Origin of the sequence: [Clostridium] aerotolerans DSM 5434 (assembly GCF_000687555.1) — a bacterium.
Classification (GTDB): domain Bacteria; phylum Bacillota; class Clostridia; order Lachnospirales; family Lachnospiraceae; genus Lacrimispora; species Lacrimispora aerotolerans.
Genome location: NZ_JHWJ01000002.1, coordinates 222,539 through 242,506, shown reverse-complemented (window position 1 = coordinate 242,506; position 19,968 = coordinate 222,539). Strand labels below are relative to the sequence as shown.

The following is a 19,968-nucleotide window of genomic DNA, read 5'->3' as shown; positions in this document are numbered from 1 at the left end:
AATTATAAATATTCTAAATAATCAATTATAAGCTTCATGCAGACATCCATTTCTTCTTTTGTAAAACGGTGAAGTTTTCCAATGGATACGATGGAGATAATTGCGTTTACCTCTTCCTTTCTTACAAATGGTAGGATCATGACACTATCAACTCCAAAAAGAAAAAATTCTTCCGCTGATCTGGAATCATGTTTGGTGTCGTAGATGGAAAGTGGTTTCTTATCATTCATGATCTGCTTTAGTATGGGAGTATTCTTAATCAATACAGGATTTTCTTCATGTATGGTTCTCCATCTCTCCATTCCAAGTTGATCGGTTTCAGTCTTATAAACGGGCTTTAAACGTCCATTTAAGATCATATGGCAGCCAATATCAGCTACATTTGTAGCTTCATAAAGCTTCTGAAACAATTCTTTTAAGCGAAAGATGTCCATATAATTCCCCCTTATTTCGTCCTATGCAGTTGGATTTAAGATTACTTTTTAAGGTCTGAAGCTTCTGATTATCATACCGATTTTTAATATATGCTTCCAGTTATTTATTAAGAACTTTAAACCATAGATTTAAGAAACTTATGCTCCGAATGCTCCTTTTTCTGTCAGTCATACAACAAAAACTGTAAGTTATGCCACTTGTATTGAAATCAAACTTTAAGAGTAGCAAAATACGTTTGTAATTCAATTGACAACAGAAAGGAGCAGATAAAAACCATTCTACATCGCTTATTTTTGAATGGAAGTCTCACATTTGAAATCATTGTTTCATCTTGGTAACTGACAAACGAATAAATGAAAGGAATGAATGATTATGAAAAAAATAGCGTTAGTAAGTCCTTTAAGAACTGCAGTTGGATCCTTTAATGGTACTCTTTCCACCATAAGTGCCACGGAATTGGGGGCAACCGTTATAAAAGCGTGTCTGAATCAAAGTAATGTAAATAGTTCTTTCATTAACGAAGTTTATATGGGCAATGTCCTTCAGGCTGGCAATGGTCAGAATCCGGCCCGGCAGGCTGCAATAAAAGCAGGAATCCCAGTTAAAGTGCCAGCATCAACAATTAATACCGTGTGCGGCTCCGGCCTTCACGCAGTAGCCCTCGCATACAATTCCATCCTGGCGGAACAGGGGAGCATCGTATTGGCAGGAGGAATGGAGAATATGTCTAGTGCTCCCTACCTTTTGAGAAATGCAAGAAACGGCTACCGCCTTGGAAGCGGTGAGCTGGTGGATAGCCTGGTGGGAGACGGCCTTACCTGTGCCATCAACGATTATCATATGGGTCTTACCGCGGAAAATGTTGCTGAAAAATATCACGTAACAAGACAGGAACAGGATGAATTTGCTTATGAGAGCAATAAAAAAGCAGCAGAAGCACAGAAGAATCACGTATTCGACGGACAAATCGTACCAGTAACCATCAAAAAGAAGAAGGAAGAAATCCTCTTTAACGAAGATGAACACGTAAGAGCAGATACTACAGTAGAAAAGCTAACCACCTTAAGAACCGTATTCCGGCCAGATGGAACTGTCACAGCCGGTAATGCCTCCCCGATCAGCGATGGCGCAGCAGCCATGCTTGTAGCATCAGATGAGGCATGCAGGGAGCATGGATTAAAACCGGAAGCTTACATTAAGGGGTACTCCCTGGTGGGCATTGATCCTGCATATATGGGAATGGGACCATTAAAGGCAGTGGACACCTTACTGAAAAGACAGGGACTTACCGTAGGGGATATTGATCTTTTTGAAATCAATGAAGCATTCGCTTCTCAGTCAGTGGCTGCCACAAGAGAACTGGAAATACCCTCATCAAAAATCAATGTCAATGGAGGAGCCATTGCAATCGGCCATCCCTTAGGGGCCAGCGGAGCCAGAATACTGGTCACTCTCATTCATGAAATGACGCGCAGATCCGCTCATTATGGTGTAGCTTCCTTATGTATCGGAGGAGGCATGGGAATTGCCATGCTGGTAGAAAACGCTGCTATTTAAAATACATAATACAAAGAAAGGAAGATGTGTATGAAGAAAGAAGATATTTTATCCTTACAATCCATGCCGGCTGCAAGTGCCAGCTACGGCCGTCCTCCCTGCCGGTTCATAAACCGTGAATTCTTTACCGTCACCTATGAATCCGACCCGGAAATTATTCGTCAGGCTGTCCCGGAGCCCCTGGAGCCGGACGGGAGCAATACAGTGGTCTATGAATGGATCAAAATGCCGGATTCCTCTGGCTTAGGTTCCTACGAAGAAAGCGGAGTCGTCATTCCCTGCCTCTATCACGGAGAACCTTGTAACTTTATTTCTCAGATGTATTTAAACAATGGTCCCGCCATTCTTGGAGGCCGGGAAGTCTGGGGATTTCCTAAAAAATGGGGTCATCCCACTCTAAAGGTGGAGGAGACAGAAACTCTCACTGGCACCTTGATCTATAATAACGTTCTTGTGGCAATGGGAACCATGCCCTTTAAATATAACACTCTTGATCATCAGGCAGTTGCTAAAACCATAGGAAAGACCCAGGTGAACTTAAAGCTGATTCCCGACGTGGACGGAAGTCCTAAGATCGCTCAGCTGGTATCCTATGAACTGGAAGACATCACAGTAAAGGGTGCCTGGTCAGGGCCTGCAAGACTGAGTCTGACGCCTCATGTCAATGCACCGGTGGCAGACCTTCCCATAAAGAAATGCCTGGAAGGAAAGCATTTTATCGCAGATCTTACCCTTCCCTATGGAAGTGTTTTGTATGATTACTTAGAAGAAAGCAAAGGAGGTATCAATCATGAAAAGTAAATTGATGACAGCCAGAGAAGCAGTAGAAATAGTAAAAAACGGAGATGCCATCATGGTGGGCGGATTTTTGGCAGGAGGTCATCCGGAGCATCTGGTGAATACACTGTTAAACACCAATCCTGCCAAGGACTTGACCATCATATCCAATGATACAGGAACCAAGGATTTATCCATCTATCAACTGGTAAAAAGCGGAAGAGTCAGCCGTATCTTTGCTTCCTATATCGGTGCCAATCCGGAGACAGGAAGACTTCTTATGACAGGAGAAGCAGAGGTAAAGCTGTTTCCTCAGGGAACCCTGGCAGAGAAAATCCGTTCAGGCGGTGCAGGACTTGGAGGTGTTTTAACTCCTGTTGGCGTAGGTACCATAGTGGAGGAAGGAAAAAAGAAGCTGGAGATCGAGGGAAAAGAATATCTTCTTGAAATGCCCTTAAAGGCTAATGTGGCCTTTATAAAGGCAGAAAAGGCCGATGAAGAGGGAAACTTAATCATCAGAGGTTCCTCCCGTAACTTTAATATTGTCATGGCTACGGCGGCTGATTATGTAGTTGCTGAGGTAGATGAGGTGGTAAAGACTGGTACGCTTGAGCCAAATCATATTAATGTTCCTGGAATCTTTGTAAATGCCATAGTAAAGGTGGGATTATAATGGATAAGAGAGAATTTATTGCGAAGCGAGTGGCAAAGGAATTAAAAGATGGTGATGTCGTCAACCTTGGGATAGGAATGCCTACCATGGTGGCAAATTACATACCGGAAGATGTTCATGTTATGCTGGAAGCGGAAAATGGTATCCTTGGCGTGGGACCAAATGCCGGAGAGGGTAATGAGAGTCCTAATTGTATTGATGCAGGCGGAAATTACGTGACCACTGTAGAGGGGGCCAGCTTCTTTGACAGCTCTTTCTCCTTTAGCATCATACGGGGCGGCCACGTAGATGTTACGGTATTAGGAGCACTGGAGGTTGATTCAGAAGGAAATGTTGCCAACTGGATGATTCCAGGCAAAAAGGTGCCGGGAATGGGCGGAGCCATGGATCTGGTGGTAGGCGCTAAAAAAGTCATTCTGGCTATGGAGCACATCAATAAGAACGGATCACCGAAGATACTTCGTAAATGCAGACTTCCTCTGACCGCAGCTCATGTGGCTAAGACCATTGTGACGGATATGGCAGTTATTGACGTTGTACCAGGTAAAGGTTTGTTGTTAAAAGAAATTGCTCCCGGCATTTCTGTAGAAGATGTACAGAATCAGACAGAAGCTCCTTTGATCGTTTCTCCCAGTTTAAAAGTGATGGAAGTTTAAGATACACGGTCAAAATCTTAAGATTGTATTAGGTTTTGAATAATGCTGGGAAGAAGTCATATATTCTTAATAAGAAAAAAGAATGGAGGCGTCAAAATGAAGGATGAGTTAAAAAAATTATCACTCAAACTGGCATCAAAAGTAATCTTAAGTTCTGCGAAAACAGAAGCAAACAGTTCCTGCTTTTTCATTGGCTACCAGCCAAAACTACCTGAAAATGCAAAGAAATTAAGAAAATTCTAAGGTGATTTCAGGATGATACCATGGGAAATATGGTTTACCAAAAAGCTGGTATTCCATCAGATTATTTCGGAGGAAGATGGAGAGCTTTATAAATTTGGAATGGAGTGTCTGATCTTAAAGATCGCTCATTGTATTTCATATTTATGGATTGCAGCATGCTTTCATTTAGTGCCGGAGTTAATCGTGATTGGATGCGTATTAATACCATTAAGAAGAAGTGCAGGGGGATATCATGCAAAGACAAAAACAGGATGCTATCTGTTTTCCTGCTGTTATATTTCAATCATTCTTTTGTTATCTCAGATGGAAATCAATCAGTTCTTGTTGTGGGGATTATTGGCCTTATGTGACTGCATCATATTTTTCTTAAGTCCGGCTGATAATGAGAATAAGAGACTGGATGAGAAAGAAAAGATATACTATAGGAAAAAAGCAAGAATTATCCTGATTCTGGCAAATACAGGCTGTATGATATTAACTGTGATTCATTACATAAACATTGGAGGTCTCATCAGATGGGGAATCTATGCCGCTGCATTCTTACTGGTGCTTCAAAAGATAAGAAATCAAAAACCCTCCTGGGAACAGCTTAAATGAGCTGTATCCTGGGAGGGTTTTTTGTATGTTAAGAATTATAAGGTCTTTACAATGGCATCAGCAAGAGCTGCGATATCCACAAGCTGATCTTCTTTGACAGAAGATTTGATGGTGACCATATCATCAAGAATAGTCATATTCTTCATGCCGGAGATGATTTCAGCCATCTTCTTTCCTGCAGTAATACCCCAGGTCCCATTCTCCATAAGAGCAACGGTTCGGTTCTGCACGTTATGGGCCTTCATATCCATAAGAAGGTGTTCCATGTTGCTGAAAATACCGCTGTTATAGGTAGCAGAGGCAAATACCAGGTGACTGCACCGGAACGCTTCTGAAATGAGAATAGAGGCATGTGTGACGGATACATCATAAACAACGATGTTCTTCACGCCCCTGTCTGCCAGACGGCTGGCAAGGATATTAGCAGCGTTCTCTGTGTTGCCGTAAATGGAACCATAAACAATCATAACTGCCTTATCCTCTGGCTCATAGCTGCTCCAGGTCAAGTACTTATCCACGTACCAGTTAATATCGGAGCGCCATACCGGACCATGAAGTGGACAGAGAATCTGAATATCAAGTGGAGCCACCTTCTTTAAAAGAGTCATGGCAGACGGACCATATTTGCCAACGATATTGGAATAATATCTTCTGGAATCATCAAGCCAGTCCCGTTCAAAATTCAATTCATCTGCAAATAAATTCCCGTTCATAGCGCCAAAGGTACCGAAGGCATCGGCTGAAAAAAGGATCTTATCTGTTGTATCAAAGGTAACCATAACCTCCGGCCAATGGACCATGGGAGCAAGATAAAAGGTAAAGTTATGCTTACCGGTACTTAAGGTATCTCCTTCCTTTACAATAATTGCTCTGGAATCAACACCGAATTCATAAAACTGGTTAATGATGGGAACGGTCTTTGCATTGCATACGACCTTTACATCTGGATATCTTCTTACAATCTCTCCTAAGGTAGCACAATGATCTGGCTCCATATGATTGACAATAATATAATCCAAATCCCTTCCATCCAGCACAGCTTCCACATTTTCCAAAAATTGTCCGGTAATGGCACGGTCTACGGTATCGAAAAGAACCGTCTTTTCGTCAAGCAGGACATAAGAATTATAGGAAATTCCTCTCGGAATCGGGTAAGCATTTTCGAACAGAGCCAGACGGCGGTCACTTCCCCCGACCCAGAATAGATCGTCGTTGATTTTTTTTACACAATACATGTTGCAGCCTTCCTTTCTTTCGTTCGATATATCTTGTCAATTAAAAGTATACTATATTTAAAAGGAAATGTCATTGTTTTTTCTACAAAAATAGTAGGATTTACTATTATTAAGCCCCTCTTGATGAATTTTCTCTCTATCCGGTTCAAATGATGGGCTGTATCCAACTATTTTACGGAAAAAAGCTGAAAATAACCGCATTTTTTATTAAGACAAAAAATTTATTGGCTGATATAATGAGAGGCATAAGATGGAGGTGGAACATGGAAGGTAAGAAAAGGACCGTTAAAAATGTAATTGAATATGTGGAAACCCAATTGTCTTTGGAGGAAGGACTGGATCTGGAGACCATTGCAAAGAGAGCCGGATATTCCCGGTTTCATCTAAACCGCATGTTTTGTGAAGTGACCGGGTGTACCCTGCACCGCTATATTAAGGAACGAAGGCTTTCTGAGGCCGCTAAAAAGCTTATTATGGAAGAAGAAAGATCCATTGCTGACATCGCCCTGGAGGCATCCTATCAGTCCCAGCAGGCATTCTCTCTGGCCTTTAAAAAGGAATACGGATGTACGCCAAAGACGTACAGAGAAAAAGGAATCTGTAAGGAACTTAGAACGGTGGAGATTGTTTCCAGAGAAACAGGAAACTGGAGGTGCGCAGCATGAGTTTTGTGCCATATGTCATTGAGAGAACGTCGGCAGGAGAACGGAGCTATGATATCTTTTCCCGCCTGTTAAAAGAGCGGATCATCTTTTTAGGAGAAGAGGTCAGTGATGAATCGGCTAGACTTATCGTCGCCCAGCTTCTTTTTCTGGAAGCAGAGGATCCGTCTAAGGATATCTCCTTTTATATTAATTGCCCTGGCGGTTCGGTCACAGCAGGCTTTGCCATTTACGATACCATGAGACACATCAAATGTGACGTCTCCACCATCTGTCTTGGCTTTGCAGCAAGCTACGGTGCATTCCTTCTGGCAGGAGGAACAAAGGGGAAGCGGTTTGCCCTTCCCAATGCTGAAATCATGATTCATCAGGTGGCAGTCCAGAACATCGGAGGAAAAGCAACGGATATCTCCATTTTTACGAAAAAGCTGGAATCAGATAAGCTTAAGCTTAACCGGATCATGGCAGAAAATACAGGGCACACCATAGAAGAGATTGACCGGGATACCGACCGGGATCATTATATGACGGCCCAGGAAGCCAAAGATTATGGGATTATAGATGAAATTGTGGAACGAAAATAAGAAGGAGGGATTGAACCTCTTTCTTTTTTTTGCTACAGTAAGATTTATAAAAGGAGGCTTAAAGATGGAGGATAAGGAAAACATACTGGTAAGCGCATGCCTTTTGGGAGTGAATTGCCGCTATGACGGCGGTAACGGCAAACGAGAAGAAGTGGTATCGCTGATGAAAGATTATAATCTGATTCCAGTCTGCCCGGAGCAGTTAGGTGGCTTAATGACGCCCCGTCTGCCGGCAGAGAGGCAAGCGGATGGGTCTGTAAAAAATGATCAGGGGCAGGACGTCACGGAGTATTTTAAACGAGGGGCAGAAGAAACCCTCAGAGTCGGAACGCTTTATGGCTGCAAACGGGCCATATTAAAGGAGCGAAGCCCTTCCTGCGGTCATGGAATCATTTACGACGGTACTTTTACCGGAACAAGGACAGGCGGCAGCGGCATGACAGCCGCGCTCTTAGAAGAGAACGGAATCCAGGTAACAGGGGAAAGCAACACCCAGAGAGAATTTACAAGGAACACGGAACGTTAGGAAAAGGAGACGAATAGGATGAAAACAGCAATTACAAGACCAGAAGCGCTGAAACTGCTTATGAAGTATAACAAGGAACCCTTCCATCTGCTTCACGGACTGACCGTAGAAGGAGTCATGCGGTGGTATGCAAGAGAAATGGGCTATTCCGAAGAGGAAGAGTTCTGGGGGCTTGCAGGGCTTCTTCATGATGTGGATTTTGAAGTATTCCCGGAGGAGCACTGCAAAAAAGCTCCGGAGCTTCTCTCTGAAATCGGGGCAGAAGAAGAGCTTGTCCATGCCATTGTAAGCCATGGCTACGGTATCTGCGTGGATACAAAGCCAGAGCATGAGATGGAAAAGATATTGTTTGCTGCTGATGAGCTTACAGGTCTCATTGGTGCCGCAGCCAGAATGCGTCCCTCAAAGAGTGTCATGGATATGGAGGTTTCAAGCTTAAAGAAAAAATTCAAGGATAAAAAGTTTGCGGCCGGCTGCTCCAGAGATGTAATAACAGACGGCGCACAGGCTCTTGGCTGGACCCTGGAGGATTTGTTTGAAAAGACCATTCTCGCCATGCGTTCCTGTGAAGAGAGTGTAAACGCAGAACTGGAACAACTTTCTTAAGAATTAGGACAGTAAAAGATTATTTATTCGATTATTTATTCATGAAAATGGAAAATTATGCAATAAATTCGAAAAATGCTTGACATCAGAAAGTAATTGGGATATTATTTCCGTTAAATATCCAGATAATAACCTGTATCAGAGGAGAGAGACGCTATGAAAAAAGTTGTGAAATTCGGAGGCAGCTCTTTGGCCAGCGCGAAGCAGTTTAAAAAGGTTGGAGATATCATTCGGGAAGACAAAAGCAGGCGATATGTGGTACCTTCCGCACCTGGAAAGCGTAGTGACAAGGACGAAAAAGTAACTGATATGCTGTATCAGTGCTACGAAGCAGCATCACAGGGAAAAAGCTATAAAAAGATTTTGGAAAAGATCAGAGAACGGTACGATGAGATCATTGACGGTCTTAATTTAAACCTGAACTTAGATTTTGAATTTTCCACCATCGAAGAGAATTTCCTTAAGAAGGCTGGAAAGGATTATGCGGCTTCCAGAGGTGAATATTTAAACGGCCTCGTTATGGCAGAGTATTTGGGCTACGAATTTATCGACGCAGCAGACGTTATCTTTTTTGATGAGGACGGAGCCTTTTTAGCAGACCTTACAGACAAGGAGCTGGGAGAGCGTCTTGGTCATACAGAAAGGGCAGTCATTCCAGGCTTTTACGGAGCGAAGAAGGATGGGACCATTAAGACTTTTTCCAGAGGCGGCTCTGATATCACAGGTTCTATTGTAGCAAAGGCCATTCATGCAGATATGTATGAGAACTGGACCGATGTATCTGGTTTTCTGGTAGCTGATCCTAGAATCATTAAAAATCCTGAAGTCATTGAGACCATTACATACAGAGAACTCAGGGAACTGGCTTACATGGGCGCAAGCGTGCTTCATGAGGATGCCATTTTCCCCGTAAGAAAAGAAGGTATCCCCATTAATATCCGAAACACCAATAAGCCGGAGGATAAGGGAACCTTAATTGTGGAAAGCACCTGCAGAAAGCCCAATTACACCATTACTGGAATCGCAGGTAAAAAAGGGTTCTGCTCCATTAATATTGAAAAGGCCATGATGAATACTGAGGTTGGCTTTGGGAGAAAGGTTTTAGAGGTATTTGAGCGGTACGGCGTTTCCTTTGAGCATATGCCATCTGGCATTGATACCATGACCATCTTTGTTCATCAATCCGAATTTGAAGAATTTGAGCAGTCTGTGATCGCAGGAATCCATCGGGCTGTGGAACCGGATTTTGTTGAAATGGAATCAGATCTTGCATTAATCGCGGTGGTCGGTCGTGGAATGAAAGCGACCAGAGGGACTGCCGGAAGAATTTTCTCAGGACTGGCTCATTCCAGGGTCAACGTAAAGATGATTGACCAGGGTTCCAGTGAACTGAATATTATTATCGGTGTAAAGAATGCAGATTTTGAGGAAGCCATCAAGGCAATCTACGATATCTTTATTATGACAGAAGTATAAAAAAGGGACAGGAACGAACAGCTATAAAGCTGTGATTCCTGTCTCTCTTTTTTTCCAGAAAAGTATTTTTATGTCAGGCTTAATATGATACAATTACAGTATTAAATACACATGCGGAGGGTAATTATGCAGTATCGTGAATTTGGAAAAACAGGTTTGAAAGTATCAGCACTTGGGTTTGGAGCCATGAGACTTCCCGTATTAGAAAACGATCAGGTAGATGAAGCACGGGCCATTCAGATGATTCGTCATGCCATTGACGAAGGAGTCAATTACATTGATACCGCATATCCTTATCACCAGGGAGAAAGCGAGCGGATTGTAGGAAAAGCTCTTCTTGACGGATACCGGGACAAGACGTATCTGGCTACCAAATGTCCTGTCTGGAAGCTTCAAAAGGAAGAGGATTTTGAAGCTGTGTTAGACGAGCAGTTAGAGAAGCTTCAGACAGACCACATTGATTTTTATCTGCTTCATGCCTTAGGCAGAGACCGATTTGAAGATACGGTTAAAAAATTCGATCTTGTTAAAAAGATGGAAAAGGCAAGAGAACAGGGAAAGATTAAATATCTTGGTTTTTCCTTCCATGATTCATATGATGTATTTCAGGATATCCTAGATTATTATGATGGATGGGATTTCTGCCAGATTCAGTATAACTATGTGGATCTGACCCATCAGGCAGGCAAAAAAGGCTTATTAGAGGCCGCTTCTAAGGGACTTGCCGTGGTTATCATGGAACCGCTTTTAGGCGGTAAGCTGGCAGCACCGGCCGCCCACGTAAAAGAGATTTTCCCGGAGGATAAATCCTGTGTGGAATATGCCCTTGATTTCTTATGGGATCAGCCGGAAGTCAGTCTGCTCCTAAGCGGAATGAGCGATGAAACCCAGTTAGAAGAAAACTTGACTTTTGCGGACAGAAGTCATGTCCATATGGTGACGGAAGAAGAAAAGGTAATGTATGAAAAGGCAAAGGAAGTGTACGATTCCATGGCGCTTGTGGGCTGCACTGGCTGTCGCTACTGCATTCCATGCCCCTTTGGACTTCCTATTCCTGATATCTTCACCCTTTACAATATGACAGCTGCCCATAAAGAAAAGGAAGCAGTGGAAGGGTACCGGAACATTTCCATTAATGCGGAAAGCTGTAAGGCATGCCACCGCTGTGAAAAAGAGTGCCCGCAGATGATAAAGATCAGTCAGGTCATGCCAGAAGTGGCAAAGGTATTTTCCCACATGGAGGCATGACGGCTTAATCCAGGAGGGATGGCTTATGCTAGAGAAAATCGATTTGTCTAAAACCATTGATAAACGAGAATACAAGGATAAGATCAAGGAACAAAGTGAACGGTTAGGAGAGCTGCAGCGAAAGCTAAAGGATGCCAATATCCCTGTTTCCATTGTATTCGAAGGCATGGGAGCATCGGGAAAAGGCACCCAGATCAATCATCTGATCCAGGCCCTTGACCCAAGAGGCTTCGATGTTTATGCCAATGACAAATCCAGCAAGGAGGAGCGGATGCGCCCGTTTCTATGGCGTTTCTGGACCAAGCTTCCAGCCCAGGGAAGAATCGCTCTCTTTGACAGGAGCTGGTACCGACAGGTGACCATGGAGCGGTTTGACGAGAAGATAGAAGAGTGCGCCATAGAGGGAGCATATAAGGATATCCAGTCCTTTGAACGCCAGCTGACAGATGATGGCATGGTCATCATCAAGCTGTTTCTCTACATTTCTAAAAAAGAGCAAAAGGCCCGGTTTAAAATGCTGGAAAGCTCAAAAAGTACCAGCTGGAGAGTTTCTTCCGATGACTGGAGAAGGAATAAGGAGTATGACCGGTTTATTGGCATCTGTGAAGAGATGCTTGAAAACACGGATATGGACTATGCTCCCTGGACTATTATCGAAGCCACGGATAAAGATTATGCAGCCGTAAAGATCATGACCCATGTGGCAGACCGGCTGGAGGAGGCATACCACCTTCGTTTGATCCGTGGAGAGCGAAAGGAAAAGGAAGTTCCCGTCCGCACGAAGGAATATCAAAATGGAGTGCTTTCCGGAGTTGATTTAACAAAGACCTTAACAAAGGAAGAGTATAAAAGAGAAATTGACGAGCTTCAGGAGCGCTTAGAACAGCTCCACAGTCAGATCTACCTGTTAAAAATCCCCGTAGTCATTGGGTTTGAAGGCTGGGATGCAGCAGGAAAAGGAGGCGCCATCAGGCGTCTCACCAGTCATTTAGACCCCAGAGGCTATAAAGTATACCCAACATCAGCACCAAACGATTTAGAACGGGTCCATCATTACCTTTGGCGGTTCTGGAATCACATGCCACAATCAGGTCACATCGCCATCTTTGACCGTACCTGGTATGGACGTGTTCTGGTGGAACGGGTGGAAGGCTTTTGCAGTGAAAATCAGTGGAAGCAGGCTTACCAGGAAATCAATGAGATGGAAAACCACATAGGCAATGCAGGTGCTGTGGTATTAAAGTTCTGGATTCACATTGATAAGGATGAGCAGGAGCGGCGCTTTAAAGCCCGCCAGGAAAATCCTCAGAAGCAGTGGAAAATAACGGAAGAAGACTGGAGAAACAGAGAGAAGTGGGATGAGTATGAGGAAGCAGTCAATGAGATGCTTGTCCGTACCTCAACCACCTATGCTCCCTGGATCGTAGTAGAAGGAAACTGTAAGTATTATGCCAGAGTAAAGATCTTAAAAACAGTGGTGGAAGCCCTGGAAGCAAAGATTATGGAGTCAAAGAAAAAACCGTGACCGCTTGTATTTTATTCTATTTTCGTGTAAAGTAGAAAAGGAGTGAATGAACCAGGAGGATACGGCATGAATACGGTTTTAATCGTGGGCGGTGGCGCTGCAGGGATGCTGGCTGGTATAGCAGCAGCCATGAAGGGCAGTACCGTCCACATTTTTGAGAAAAATGAAAAGCTTGGCAAAAAGGTTTTTATCACGGGAAAAGGCCGCTGCAATGTGACCAATGCCTGTGATACCGAAGAATTATTTGGAAACGTTGTGACCAATGCCAAATTTTTATATAGCAGTTTTTACGGTTTTACCAATTTTGATATGATGGATCTTTTAGAAAAGCTTGGATGCCCGCTTAAAACCGAGCGTGGAAACCGGGTCTTTCCTGCATCAGACAAATCCTCTGATGTAATCCGGGTCTTGAATCAAAGACTGATGGATCTGGGGGTCACCATTCACTACCGCGCAGAGGTGAAAAAGCTTCTCATAGAAAACGGTTCCATAACCGGACTTCTCGTAAATAGCGGAGGAAAGAAAGTCCGGTTTACGGGAGATTCCGTGATTGTTGCCTGCGGAGGCTATTCCTATCCCCTGACCGGATCCACGGGAGACGGCTACGAGCTCTCTAAGGAAGCCGGTCATACGGTTACGCCCATATCTCCAGCCCTCGTTCCATTTGTGGTTGAGGAGCCGGTGGTAAAGGAGCTTCAGGGATTATCCCTTCGTAATGTGGAGGCCACAGTATTAAAAGGGAAAAAGACCATTTACCGGGAATTTGGGGAAATGCTCTTTACCCATTACGGCGTCAGCGGCCCTGTATTATTAAGTGCCAGCAGCTATGCTGCCAAAGAATTAAAAAAAGGTCCGCTTACCTTATCCATTGATTTAAAGCCAGCACTTACCGAAGAGCAGTTAGATACCAGGCTTTTACGGGATTTTGAAGAAGCTATCAATAAGCAGTTTAAAAACTCTTTGAATCACCTCTACCCCGCAAAGCTGGTTCCTGTTATGATAGACAGAAGCCAGATATCGCCGGAGAAAAAGGTCAATGAGATTACGAAGGAAGAACGCCAAAAAATCATTCAGATCACCAAGGCATTTACCCTTACCTTATCCGGGCTCCGTGCCTATAATGAGGCAATTATCACTCAGGGCGGTGTTTCCGTAAAGGAGGTAAATCCCTCAACCATGGAATCAAAGCTGGTTCCCGGTCTTTATTTTGCAGGAGAGGTACTGGATCTTGATGCAGTGACCGGAGGGTATAATTTACAGATTGCCTGGTCCACTGGATGGGCAGCAGGGAATGCTGCAGGAGAGGAGAAGTTCCAAGGATGAAAGAGGTTTATAATATAGCCATAGATGGTCCGGCCGGTGCCGGAAAAAGTACCATTGCAAGGTCAGTAGCAGAAAAGCTTCATTTTGTTTATGTGGATACAGGAGCAATGTACCGTGCCATGGCCCTTCATTTTTTAAGAATGGGCATTTCACCGGCAGACGAAGCCGCCATATCTCAGGCAGCGAAAGACGTAAAGGTGACCATTTCCTACGAAAACGGGGAGCAGCAGGTGATTTTAAACGGGGAAAATGTTTCCGGACTCATCCGCACCGGAGAAGTCAGTGACATGGCCTCAGCCACCTCCATATATCTGCCCGTCAGAGAAAAGCTGGTGGAGCTTCAAAAAGAGCTAGCCAGAAATGAAAGCGTAATCATGGACGGAAGAGACATAGGAACCTGCGTGCTCCCGGAAGCAGATTTAAAAATCTATCTCACTGCAAGCAGCAAGGTGAGGGCAAAGAGAAGATTTGCACAGCTTAAGGAAAACCAGGGGCAGTACACGCTGGAAGACATAGAAAAAGATATCATAGAGAGAGACAGCCGGGATATGAACCGGGAAAATTCCCCTTTAAGACAGGCAGAGGATGCCCTTCTTTTGGATTCCTCTGACATGACAAAAAAAGAGGTGGAGGATCGTATTTTGGAGCTGTTCCTTGAACGAAAAAAAGAAGGGAAGAAGTAGTCATGGAAGTGGTAGTTGCGAAATCAGCAGGATTCTGCTTCGGCGTAAAGCGTGCCGTTGACCAAGTCTACGAACAGCTGAAGCGAAACGATAAGCCCATCTATACCTACGGTCCCATCATTCATAACGAGGAAGTGGTCAGGGACTTAGAAGAAAAGGGCGTAAAAGTCATAAAGACAGAAGAAGAGCTTCGCAAGCTAAAGGATGGTGTGGTGGTCATAAGATCCCACGGCGTTGGCAGGAAGGTTTATGAGATCTTAGAAGAGAATGGCATTGAGGTCATTGATGCCACCTGTCCTTATGTCAGGAAGATACACAAGGTCGCTAAAGAGCAGAATAAAGACGGAAGACGCCTGATAATTATTGGAAATGAATCGCATCCGGAAGTAGAGGGTATTAAAGGCTGGGGAAATGCAAATACTCTAGTGGTGGAAACACCCGAACAAGTGGAAGCTTTACCTCTAATCGAAGGAGAAAGGCTGTGTATTGTATCACAGACGACATTTAATTACAAGAAATTTCAAGATTTAGTTGAAAAAATTTCTGAAACGCGGTATGATATACTTGTTTTAAATACGATTTGCAATGCAACACAGGAAAGACAAGTGGAAGCAAAGCGGATAGCTTCAGAAGTGGATGCCATGATTGTCATAGGCGGAAAAAGCAGTTCTAATACCCAGAAGCTGTACGAGATATGCCGAAGGGAATGTAAGAATACTTACTATATCCAGACACTAGGTGATTTAGATCCTGATTGTGTAAATTCTGTGCGCAGCGTAGGTATTACAGCCGGGGCTTCAACCCCGAATCATATTATCGAGGAGGTTCATACTAATGTCAGAGTTAAGTTTTGAACAAATGTTAGAAGAATCATTAAAAACCATACGTACAGGAGAGATCGTCACTGGTAAAGTCATCGACGTAAAAGAAGATGAAATCGTCTTGAATATAGGTTACAAGTCTGATGGCATCATCCCGCGTAGCGAATACACGGATGACCAGAATTTAAATCTTACCACCGTTGTACAGGTTGGAGAAGAGATGGAAGCCAAAGTTACTAAGGTAAACGATGGTGAAGGTCAGGTTGCTTTATCCTACAAGAGACTTGCAGCAGACAGAGGCAACAAGAAGCTGGAAGAAGCATTCGAAAACCACGAAGTATTAACTGCAAAAGTTGCACAGGTCCTTGACGGCGGTTTAAGCGTTGTTGTAGAAGGTGCAAGAGTATTCATTCCTGCAAGCCTTGTTTCTGATACTTATGAGAAGGATTTATCTAAATATGCAGATAAAGAAATCGAATTCATCATTACAGAATTCAATCCTAAGAGAAGAAGAATCATCGGCGACAGAAAGCAGCTTATGGTTGCTAAGAGAGCAGAATTACAGAAGGAATTATTCAGCAGAATCCATGCTGGTGATATTGTAGAAGGAACCATTAAGAACGTAACTGATTTCGGTGCATTCATCGATCTTGGCGGCGCTGACGGTTTACTTCATATCTCTGAGATGAGCTGGGGCAGAGTAGAAAGCCCTAAAAAAGCATTCAAGGCCGGAGAAAAAGTTAAAGTTTTAATCAAGGACATTAACGGCGATAAGATCGCATTAAGCTTAAAGTTCCCTGAGACAAATCCATGGAAAGATGCTTCTGAGAAATATGCAGTAGGCAATGTGGTAACAGGAAGAGTTGCTCGTATGACAGACTTTGGCGCATTCGTTGAGTTAGAGCCAGGCGTAGATGCACTTCTTCACGTATCCCAGATTTCCAGAGAGCACGTAGAGAAGCCATCTGATGTACTTGCAATTGGTCAGGAAATCGAAGCAAGAGTCGTTGATTTTAACGAAGATGAGAAAAAGATCAGTTTAAGCATCAAAGCACTTCAGGCACAGGATGAAATTGAAGACGGTCCTGTATATTCTGACGAAGCTTAAACATAATAAGATATATGACAGATAAGGAAGTGGAGCCATCCACTTCCTTTTTTGAGTCCAATAAAAGGAAGAAAGAGAAAGGGGAACTTATGAAAAGAACCATCAGCTTATTCCTGGCACTTGTTCTGGCACTGTCATTTATCTTAAGTGGATGCAGCAAAAAAAAGGAGGCTGACCCGGAGGAAACGAAGGCTCAGCCGGTCAATGTCTCCGGAACAGCAGAAAGTGCCCAGTCAGAAGAGGAAGAGAGAGCCCTTGCAAAGGATTATTATGATTATGTAAACCAAAAAGTATTAAGCGAAAAAGAGATACCAAAGGATTCCAATCAATGGAGCTATTTTTATGATTTGGATAGGAAGTCGTATGATATTTTAGATGGTGTGCTAAAAAGTGCAGTCAATGACCGGGCGAATGCAAAGATAGGGTCCATCGAGCAGAAAATCGGGGATTACTATCTGACAGCTCTTGATATGGAAGGAAGAAAAAATGCCGGTCTTCAACCATTGAACCCTTATATTGACAGTATCAAAGATGCAAAAAGCGTATCAGAATATATGAAGGCATTGGGAACTGTTTATTCAGACTTGGGAGTTGGAAGCCTCATTCTTCCCCAGTGGTATGAGGATATGAAGGATTCCAGCCGCTATGCGCTCTATTTAAACGGAGCAGATATTGGACCTGGAAAGGAAACTCTGGAAGATGAGTCCTTATCAGAACTTCTAAAAAATTACCAGGCATATATAGAAACGATCATGGAAAGCTCTGGCCTAAGCCAGGAAGATGCGAAAGCGGCGGGAGCAGATATCCTGGCATTTCAAAAGGATCTGGCTAAGAGTGCCCTTCCACTTAGCAAACAAGGAGACCCGGAAATCATTTATAACCCTTACACACCTGAGATGTTAAAGGAGATGTTCCCTGACGGTACCATGGATATATTCCTGCAGGCAGCCGGACTTTCAAAGCAGCCAAGCCTTGTGGTAACGGAACAAGAACAGTTAAAGAAAATCAGCGGGTATTTAAACGAAGATTTTCTGCCTCTTCTTAAAAATTACGCGGTATTCTGCCTGATCAATGATTTTGCCGGGTATCTGACGCCTGAGATTCGGGATAACTATATGAACTGGCACAAAATTCAAAATGGAATCAAGGAAAATAAGACGGACGAAAAGCTGGCAAGTGAGATGACTCAGGATATGCTTGGTTTTGAATTTGGCCGCCTTTATGTGGAGAAATGCTTTTCGGAAAAAGACAAGGAAGCCATTAAGGCCATGGCAGAAACCATCATTGATACCTATAAGAAGCAGATCATGGCTCTGGACTGGATGGGGGAAAAGACGAAAGCGGCAGCGCTGAAAAAGCTGGACCATATGACCCTTAAGATAGGTTATCCCGATGAGTGGCCGGATTATTATAAAGAAGCCCAGGTCCTTCCGGCAGAAAAGGGAGGAAGTCTTATCGGCAATACCATTTCCCTGTTAAAAGCGAGGAATGAGATGGAGAAGGAAAAGGTGAAAAAGCCGGTGGATAAAGGGGAGTGGGGCATGACGCCTCAAACGGTCAACGCCTATTACAACCCTACAGGAAATGAAATCGTATTTCCGGCCGCCATATTACAGCCTCCCTTTTATGATTCCAAGGCGTTATATGCTTCTAATCTGGGAGGAATCGGCATGGTCATCGCCCATGAGGTCAGCCACGCCTTTGACTCTTCCGGCTCTCAATACGATGAAAATGGTAATTATCATGTATGGTGGACGGATGAGGACCGGGCTAAATTTAAGAAACTGGCCAGTCAGGTGGAAGCATACTATGACAGCCAGGATGGATACGAGGGCCGCCATGTAAACGGTGCCCAGACCTTAAATGAAAACATCGCTGATTTAGGGGCTCTTGAAAGCATCACAAGCATTGCGGGAGACGATAAAGAAGCCCTGCGCCATCTGTTTCGGCAATATGCCACCATCTGGGCCTCCAAATACACGCCTGAGGCCATGATTAAAAGACTTAACACAGATGTCCACTCCCCGGCAAAGGTGAGGGTGAACGCAGTATTAAGTGCCACCGATAGCTTTTACTGGGCTTACCCTGAGATCAAAGAAACCGATGGTATGTACGTTCCCCCGGAAAAAAGGGTGAAGATCTGGTAATGAAGCATGAAAAAAGGACCGCTATGAACAGGTCCTTTTTTCATTTAATATGTTTTTTCAGTGCGTCAAAGCTTTCCTTGCTGATGACATGCTCGATTCGGCAGGCATCTTCGTCAGCGATTTCTCTGGATACTCCCAGTGTAACAAGCCAATTGGATAGAAGCTCATGTCTTTCATAGATCATCTCTGCAATCGCCTTGCCTTCTTCCGTCAGATAGATAAATCCTTCTTTTGTAACCGTAATGTGATTTCGTTCACGAAGATGTTTCATAGCAACGCTGACACTGGATTTTTTAAAACCAAGCTCTTCCGCTACATCCACAGATCTTACCACTGGACGAGTCTTACTTAAAACAAGTATGACTTCCAGGTAGTTTTCCGATGATTCATTGGTATGCATCATTAGCGTCACCTCAATCTAAAATAGTTATTTCAGTATATCATACCAATGACATAACATCAAATAAAAATTTATTGATAAAAAATATTGATAAAGATATTGACAACTTCCCTGGGTTAGCATATACTAACCTACAGGAAATGGAATTGATTATCAATAAATATAAAAGAAAGAAGATGACGAAGGATGCCCTTGACAATGGTAAAAGCTGGAGAACCAAATGTAATCCGTAAAGTCGGAGGAAAAGAAGAAACAAGACGGTTTTTAGAGAATCTGGGATTTGTTACAGGTGGAGTTGTGACCGTTGTTTCTGAAATCGGAGGCAATATGATTGTTAATGTAAAAGATTCCAGAGTGGCAATCGGAAAAGATATGGCCAATAAGATTATGGTAGGCTAGAGAAGGAGAAAAGAAGATGACATTAAAGGAAATCCCGGTAGGAAAAACAGTCAAGGTTACAAAACTGACAGGTGAAGGCCCTGTGAAACGAAGAATCATGGATATGGGCATCACAAAAGGCGTAGACGTTTTTGTAAGGAAGGTCGCACCTCTTGGAGATCCGGTTGAAGTCACAGTAAGAGGATATGAATTATCCCTTCGCAAGGCTGATGCGGAAATGATTGTTGTGGAATAATTTTTTTTTACAGATGAGTTAGGTAAAACTAATACCAAACATATTAATGCTG

At 43.4% G+C, this 19,968-nt stretch carries 23 protein-coding genes; 20 read left to right on the top strand and 3 right to left on the bottom strand.

Translation table 11 applies throughout. The annotated features are described in order from the left end of the window. Positions 1-2: 2 nt before the first annotated feature. Complete coding sequence (locus T546_RS0103860) at positions 3-434, bottom strand: GAF domain-containing protein (RefSeq protein WP_034597753.1); 432 nt, start codon at positions 432-434, stop codon at positions 3-5. A gap of 370 nt (positions 435-804) precedes the next feature. Between T546_RS0103860 and T546_RS0103855 the strand changes: the two genes are divergently transcribed. The 6 genes from T546_RS0103855 (at position 805) to T546_RS0103830 (ending at position 4,938) form a co-directional block, all read left to right on the top strand. Beyond that, positions 805-1,992, top strand: a complete 1,188-nt coding sequence (locus tag T546_RS0103855) for an acetyl-CoA C-acetyltransferase (RefSeq protein ID WP_408643054.1) — start codon at positions 805-807, stop codon at positions 1,990-1,992. A gap of 30 nt (positions 1,993-2,022) precedes the next feature. Next, the gene (locus tag T546_RS0103850; RefSeq protein WP_026890486.1) at positions 2,023-2,793 is read left to right on the top strand and encodes an acetoacetate decarboxylase; all 771 of its coding nucleotides are present in this window, start codon (positions 2,023-2,025) and stop codon (positions 2,791-2,793) included. Continuing rightward, positions 2,783-3,442: a CoA transferase subunit A gene (locus T546_RS0103845; RefSeq protein ID WP_026890485.1), complete on the top strand. Its 660-nt coding sequence runs from the start codon at positions 2,783-2,785 to the stop codon at positions 3,440-3,442. Before T546_RS0103850 ends, T546_RS0103845 begins: the two co-directional genes overlap by 11 nt. Beyond that, positions 3,442-4,098 (top strand): 3-oxoacid CoA-transferase subunit B, encoded by a 657-nt coding sequence (locus T546_RS0103840; RefSeq protein ID WP_026890484.1) that lies wholly within the window; start codon positions 3,442-3,444, stop codon positions 4,096-4,098. Before T546_RS0103845 ends, T546_RS0103840 begins: the two co-directional genes overlap by 1 nt. A gap of 96 nt (positions 4,099-4,194) precedes the next feature. Further along, positions 4,195-4,341: a cyclic lactone autoinducer peptide gene (locus tag T546_RS22790; protein ID WP_034597749.1), complete on the top strand. Its 147-nt coding sequence runs from the start codon at positions 4,195-4,197 to the stop codon at positions 4,339-4,341. A gap of 12 nt (positions 4,342-4,353) precedes the next feature. After that, positions 4,354-4,938, top strand: a complete 585-nt coding sequence (locus T546_RS0103830; RefSeq protein ID WP_026890483.1) for an accessory gene regulator ArgB-like protein — start codon at positions 4,354-4,356, stop codon at positions 4,936-4,938. Positions 4,939-4,973: 35 nt separating this feature from the next. Here the strand turns inward: T546_RS0103830 and T546_RS0103825 are convergent, their stop codons facing one another. Further along, the gene (locus tag T546_RS0103825) at positions 4,974-6,173 is read right to left on the bottom strand and encodes an FprA family A-type flavoprotein (protein WP_024836916.1); all 1,200 of its coding nucleotides are present in this window, start codon (positions 6,171-6,173) and stop codon (positions 4,974-4,976) included. Positions 6,174-6,436: 263 nt separating this feature from the next. On the opposite strand from T546_RS0103825, the gene T546_RS0103820 reads away from it, so the two are divergent. The 12 genes from T546_RS0103820 to T546_RS0103765 all read left to right on the top strand — a co-directional run bounded on the left by T546_RS0103820 (position 6,437) and on the right by T546_RS0103765 (position 18,882). Continuing rightward, positions 6,437-6,838 carry a helix-turn-helix domain-containing protein gene (locus T546_RS0103820; protein WP_026890482.1) on the top strand — a complete coding sequence of 134 codons (402 nt, stop codon included), beginning with the start codon at positions 6,437-6,439 and terminating at the stop codon, positions 6,836-6,838. Next, a complete protein-coding gene (locus T546_RS0103815) occupies positions 6,835-7,419 on the top strand; it encodes an ATP-dependent Clp protease proteolytic subunit (RefSeq protein ID WP_026890481.1) in 585 nt (194 codons plus the stop codon). Before T546_RS0103820 ends, T546_RS0103815 begins: the two co-directional genes overlap by 4 nt. Before the next feature lie 64 nt (positions 7,420-7,483). Next, entirely contained in the window at positions 7,484-7,945 is a 462-nt protein-coding gene (locus tag T546_RS0103810; protein ID WP_026890480.1) for a DUF523 domain-containing protein, read from the top strand. Between the two features lie 18 nt (positions 7,946-7,963). Beyond that, positions 7,964-8,551, top strand: a complete 588-nt coding sequence (locus T546_RS0103805) for an HD domain-containing protein (protein ID WP_026890479.1) — start codon at positions 7,964-7,966, stop codon at positions 8,549-8,551. Between the two features lie 156 nt (positions 8,552-8,707). Next, positions 8,708-10,027: an aspartate kinase gene (locus T546_RS0103800; RefSeq protein WP_026890478.1), complete on the top strand. Its 1,320-nt coding sequence runs from the start codon at positions 8,708-8,710 to the stop codon at positions 10,025-10,027. A 126-nt stretch (positions 10,028-10,153) separates the two neighbouring features. After that, positions 10,154-11,275: an aldo/keto reductase gene (locus T546_RS0103795; RefSeq protein WP_026890477.1), complete on the top strand. Its 1,122-nt coding sequence runs from the start codon at positions 10,154-10,156 to the stop codon at positions 11,273-11,275. Between the two features lie 25 nt (positions 11,276-11,300). Continuing rightward, the gene (gene pap, locus T546_RS0103790) at positions 11,301-12,800 is read left to right on the top strand and encodes a polyphosphate:AMP phosphotransferase (protein WP_026890476.1); all 1,500 of its coding nucleotides are present in this window, start codon (positions 11,301-11,303) and stop codon (positions 12,798-12,800) included. Between the two features lie 66 nt (positions 12,801-12,866). Next, positions 12,867-14,123, top strand: coding sequence for a BaiN/RdsA family NAD(P)/FAD-dependent oxidoreductase (locus tag T546_RS0103785; RefSeq protein WP_026890475.1), 1,257 nt, complete (start codon positions 12,867-12,869; stop codon positions 14,121-14,123). Next, complete coding sequence (cmk, locus tag T546_RS0103780; RefSeq protein ID WP_026890474.1) at positions 14,120-14,806, top strand: (d)CMP kinase; 687 nt, start codon at positions 14,120-14,122, stop codon at positions 14,804-14,806. The genes T546_RS0103785 and cmk overlap by 4 nt, the downstream gene beginning before the upstream one ends. Positions 14,807-14,808: 2 nt before the next feature. After that, positions 14,809-15,660: a 4-hydroxy-3-methylbut-2-enyl diphosphate reductase gene (ispH, locus tag T546_RS0103775; protein WP_026890473.1), complete on the top strand. Its 852-nt coding sequence runs from the start codon at positions 14,809-14,811 to the stop codon at positions 15,658-15,660. After that, entirely contained in the window at positions 15,641-16,735 is a 1,095-nt protein-coding gene (gene rpsA, locus T546_RS0103770; RefSeq protein ID WP_026890472.1) for a 30S ribosomal protein S1, read from the top strand. The genes ispH and rpsA overlap by 20 nt, the downstream gene beginning before the upstream one ends. 14 nt (positions 16,736-16,749) lie before the next feature. Next, entirely contained in the window at positions 16,750-18,882 is a 2,133-nt protein-coding gene (locus tag T546_RS0103765; protein WP_242842181.1) for a M13 family metallopeptidase, read from the top strand. 40 nt (positions 18,883-18,922) lie between these two features. Here T546_RS0103765 and T546_RS0103760 read toward each other — a convergent pair whose 3' ends face one another. After that, positions 18,923-19,282, bottom strand: coding sequence for a metal-dependent transcriptional regulator (locus T546_RS0103760; protein WP_026890470.1), 360 nt, complete (start codon positions 19,280-19,282; stop codon positions 18,923-18,925). Between the two features lie 186 nt (positions 19,283-19,468). Between T546_RS0103760 and T546_RS0103755 the strand changes: the two genes are divergently transcribed. Together T546_RS0103755 and T546_RS0103750 are read left to right on the top strand one after the other, a co-directional pair. Beyond that, positions 19,469-19,681 carry a FeoA family protein gene (locus tag T546_RS0103755; RefSeq protein ID WP_026890469.1) on the top strand — a complete coding sequence of 71 codons (213 nt, stop codon included), beginning with the start codon at positions 19,469-19,471 and terminating at the stop codon, positions 19,679-19,681. Positions 19,682-19,697: 16 nt separating this feature from the next. Continuing rightward, the gene (locus T546_RS0103750; RefSeq protein WP_026890468.1) at positions 19,698-19,916 is read left to right on the top strand and encodes a FeoA family protein; all 219 of its coding nucleotides are present in this window, start codon (positions 19,698-19,700) and stop codon (positions 19,914-19,916) included. Positions 19,917-19,968 lie beyond the last annotated feature (52 nt).

Bases quoted from the DNA above. Each gene is read 5' to 3' on its own strand.
- T546_RS0103860 (WP_034597753.1), bottom strand. From the start codon at position 434: ATGGACATCTTTCGCTTAAAAGAATTGTTTCAGAAGCTTTATGAAGCT.
- T546_RS0103850 (WP_026890486.1), top strand. From the start codon at position 2,023: ATGAAGAAAGAAGATATTTTATCCTTACAATCCATGCCGGCTGCAAGT.
- T546_RS0103845 (WP_026890485.1), top strand. From the start codon at position 2,783: ATGAAAAGTAAATTGATGACAGCCAGAGAAGCAGTAGAAATAGTAAAA.
- T546_RS0103840 (WP_026890484.1), top strand. From the start codon at position 3,442: ATGGATAAGAGAGAATTTATTGCGAAGCGAGTGGCAAAGGAATTAAAA.
- T546_RS22790 (WP_034597749.1), top strand. From the start codon at position 4,195: ATGAAGGATGAGTTAAAAAAATTATCACTCAAACTGGCATCAAAAGTA.
- T546_RS0103830 (WP_026890483.1), top strand. From the start codon at position 4,354: ATGATACCATGGGAAATATGGTTTACCAAAAAGCTGGTATTCCATCAG.
- T546_RS0103825 (WP_024836916.1), bottom strand. From the start codon at position 6,173: ATGTATTGTGTAAAAAAAATCAACGACGATCTATTCTGGGTCGGGGGA.
- T546_RS0103820 (WP_026890482.1), top strand. From the start codon at position 6,437: ATGGAAGGTAAGAAAAGGACCGTTAAAAATGTAATTGAATATGTGGAA.
- T546_RS0103815 (WP_026890481.1), top strand. From the start codon at position 6,835: ATGAGTTTTGTGCCATATGTCATTGAGAGAACGTCGGCAGGAGAACGG.
- T546_RS0103810 (WP_026890480.1), top strand. From the start codon at position 7,484: ATGGAGGATAAGGAAAACATACTGGTAAGCGCATGCCTTTTGGGAGTG.
- T546_RS0103805 (WP_026890479.1), top strand. From the start codon at position 7,964: ATGAAAACAGCAATTACAAGACCAGAAGCGCTGAAACTGCTTATGAAG.
- T546_RS0103800 (WP_026890478.1), top strand. From the start codon at position 8,708: ATGAAAAAAGTTGTGAAATTCGGAGGCAGCTCTTTGGCCAGCGCGAAG.
- T546_RS0103795 (WP_026890477.1), top strand. From the start codon at position 10,154: ATGCAGTATCGTGAATTTGGAAAAACAGGTTTGAAAGTATCAGCACTT.
- pap (WP_026890476.1), top strand. From the start codon at position 11,301: ATGCTAGAGAAAATCGATTTGTCTAAAACCATTGATAAACGAGAATAC.
- T546_RS0103785 (WP_026890475.1), top strand. From the start codon at position 12,867: ATGAATACGGTTTTAATCGTGGGCGGTGGCGCTGCAGGGATGCTGGCT.
- cmk (WP_026890474.1), top strand. From the start codon at position 14,120: ATGAAAGAGGTTTATAATATAGCCATAGATGGTCCGGCCGGTGCCGGA.
- ispH (WP_026890473.1), top strand. From the start codon at position 14,809: ATGGAAGTGGTAGTTGCGAAATCAGCAGGATTCTGCTTCGGCGTAAAG.
- rpsA (WP_026890472.1), top strand. From the start codon at position 15,641: ATGTCAGAGTTAAGTTTTGAACAAATGTTAGAAGAATCATTAAAAACC.
- T546_RS0103765 (WP_242842181.1), top strand. From the start codon at position 16,750: ATGACAGATAAGGAAGTGGAGCCATCCACTTCCTTTTTTGAGTCCAAT.
- T546_RS0103760 (WP_026890470.1), bottom strand. From the start codon at position 19,282: ATGCATACCAATGAATCATCGGAAAACTACCTGGAAGTCATACTTGTT.
- T546_RS0103755 (WP_026890469.1), top strand. From the start codon at position 19,469: ATGCCCTTGACAATGGTAAAAGCTGGAGAACCAAATGTAATCCGTAAA.
- T546_RS0103750 (WP_026890468.1), top strand. From the start codon at position 19,698: ATGACATTAAAGGAAATCCCGGTAGGAAAAACAGTCAAGGTTACAAAA.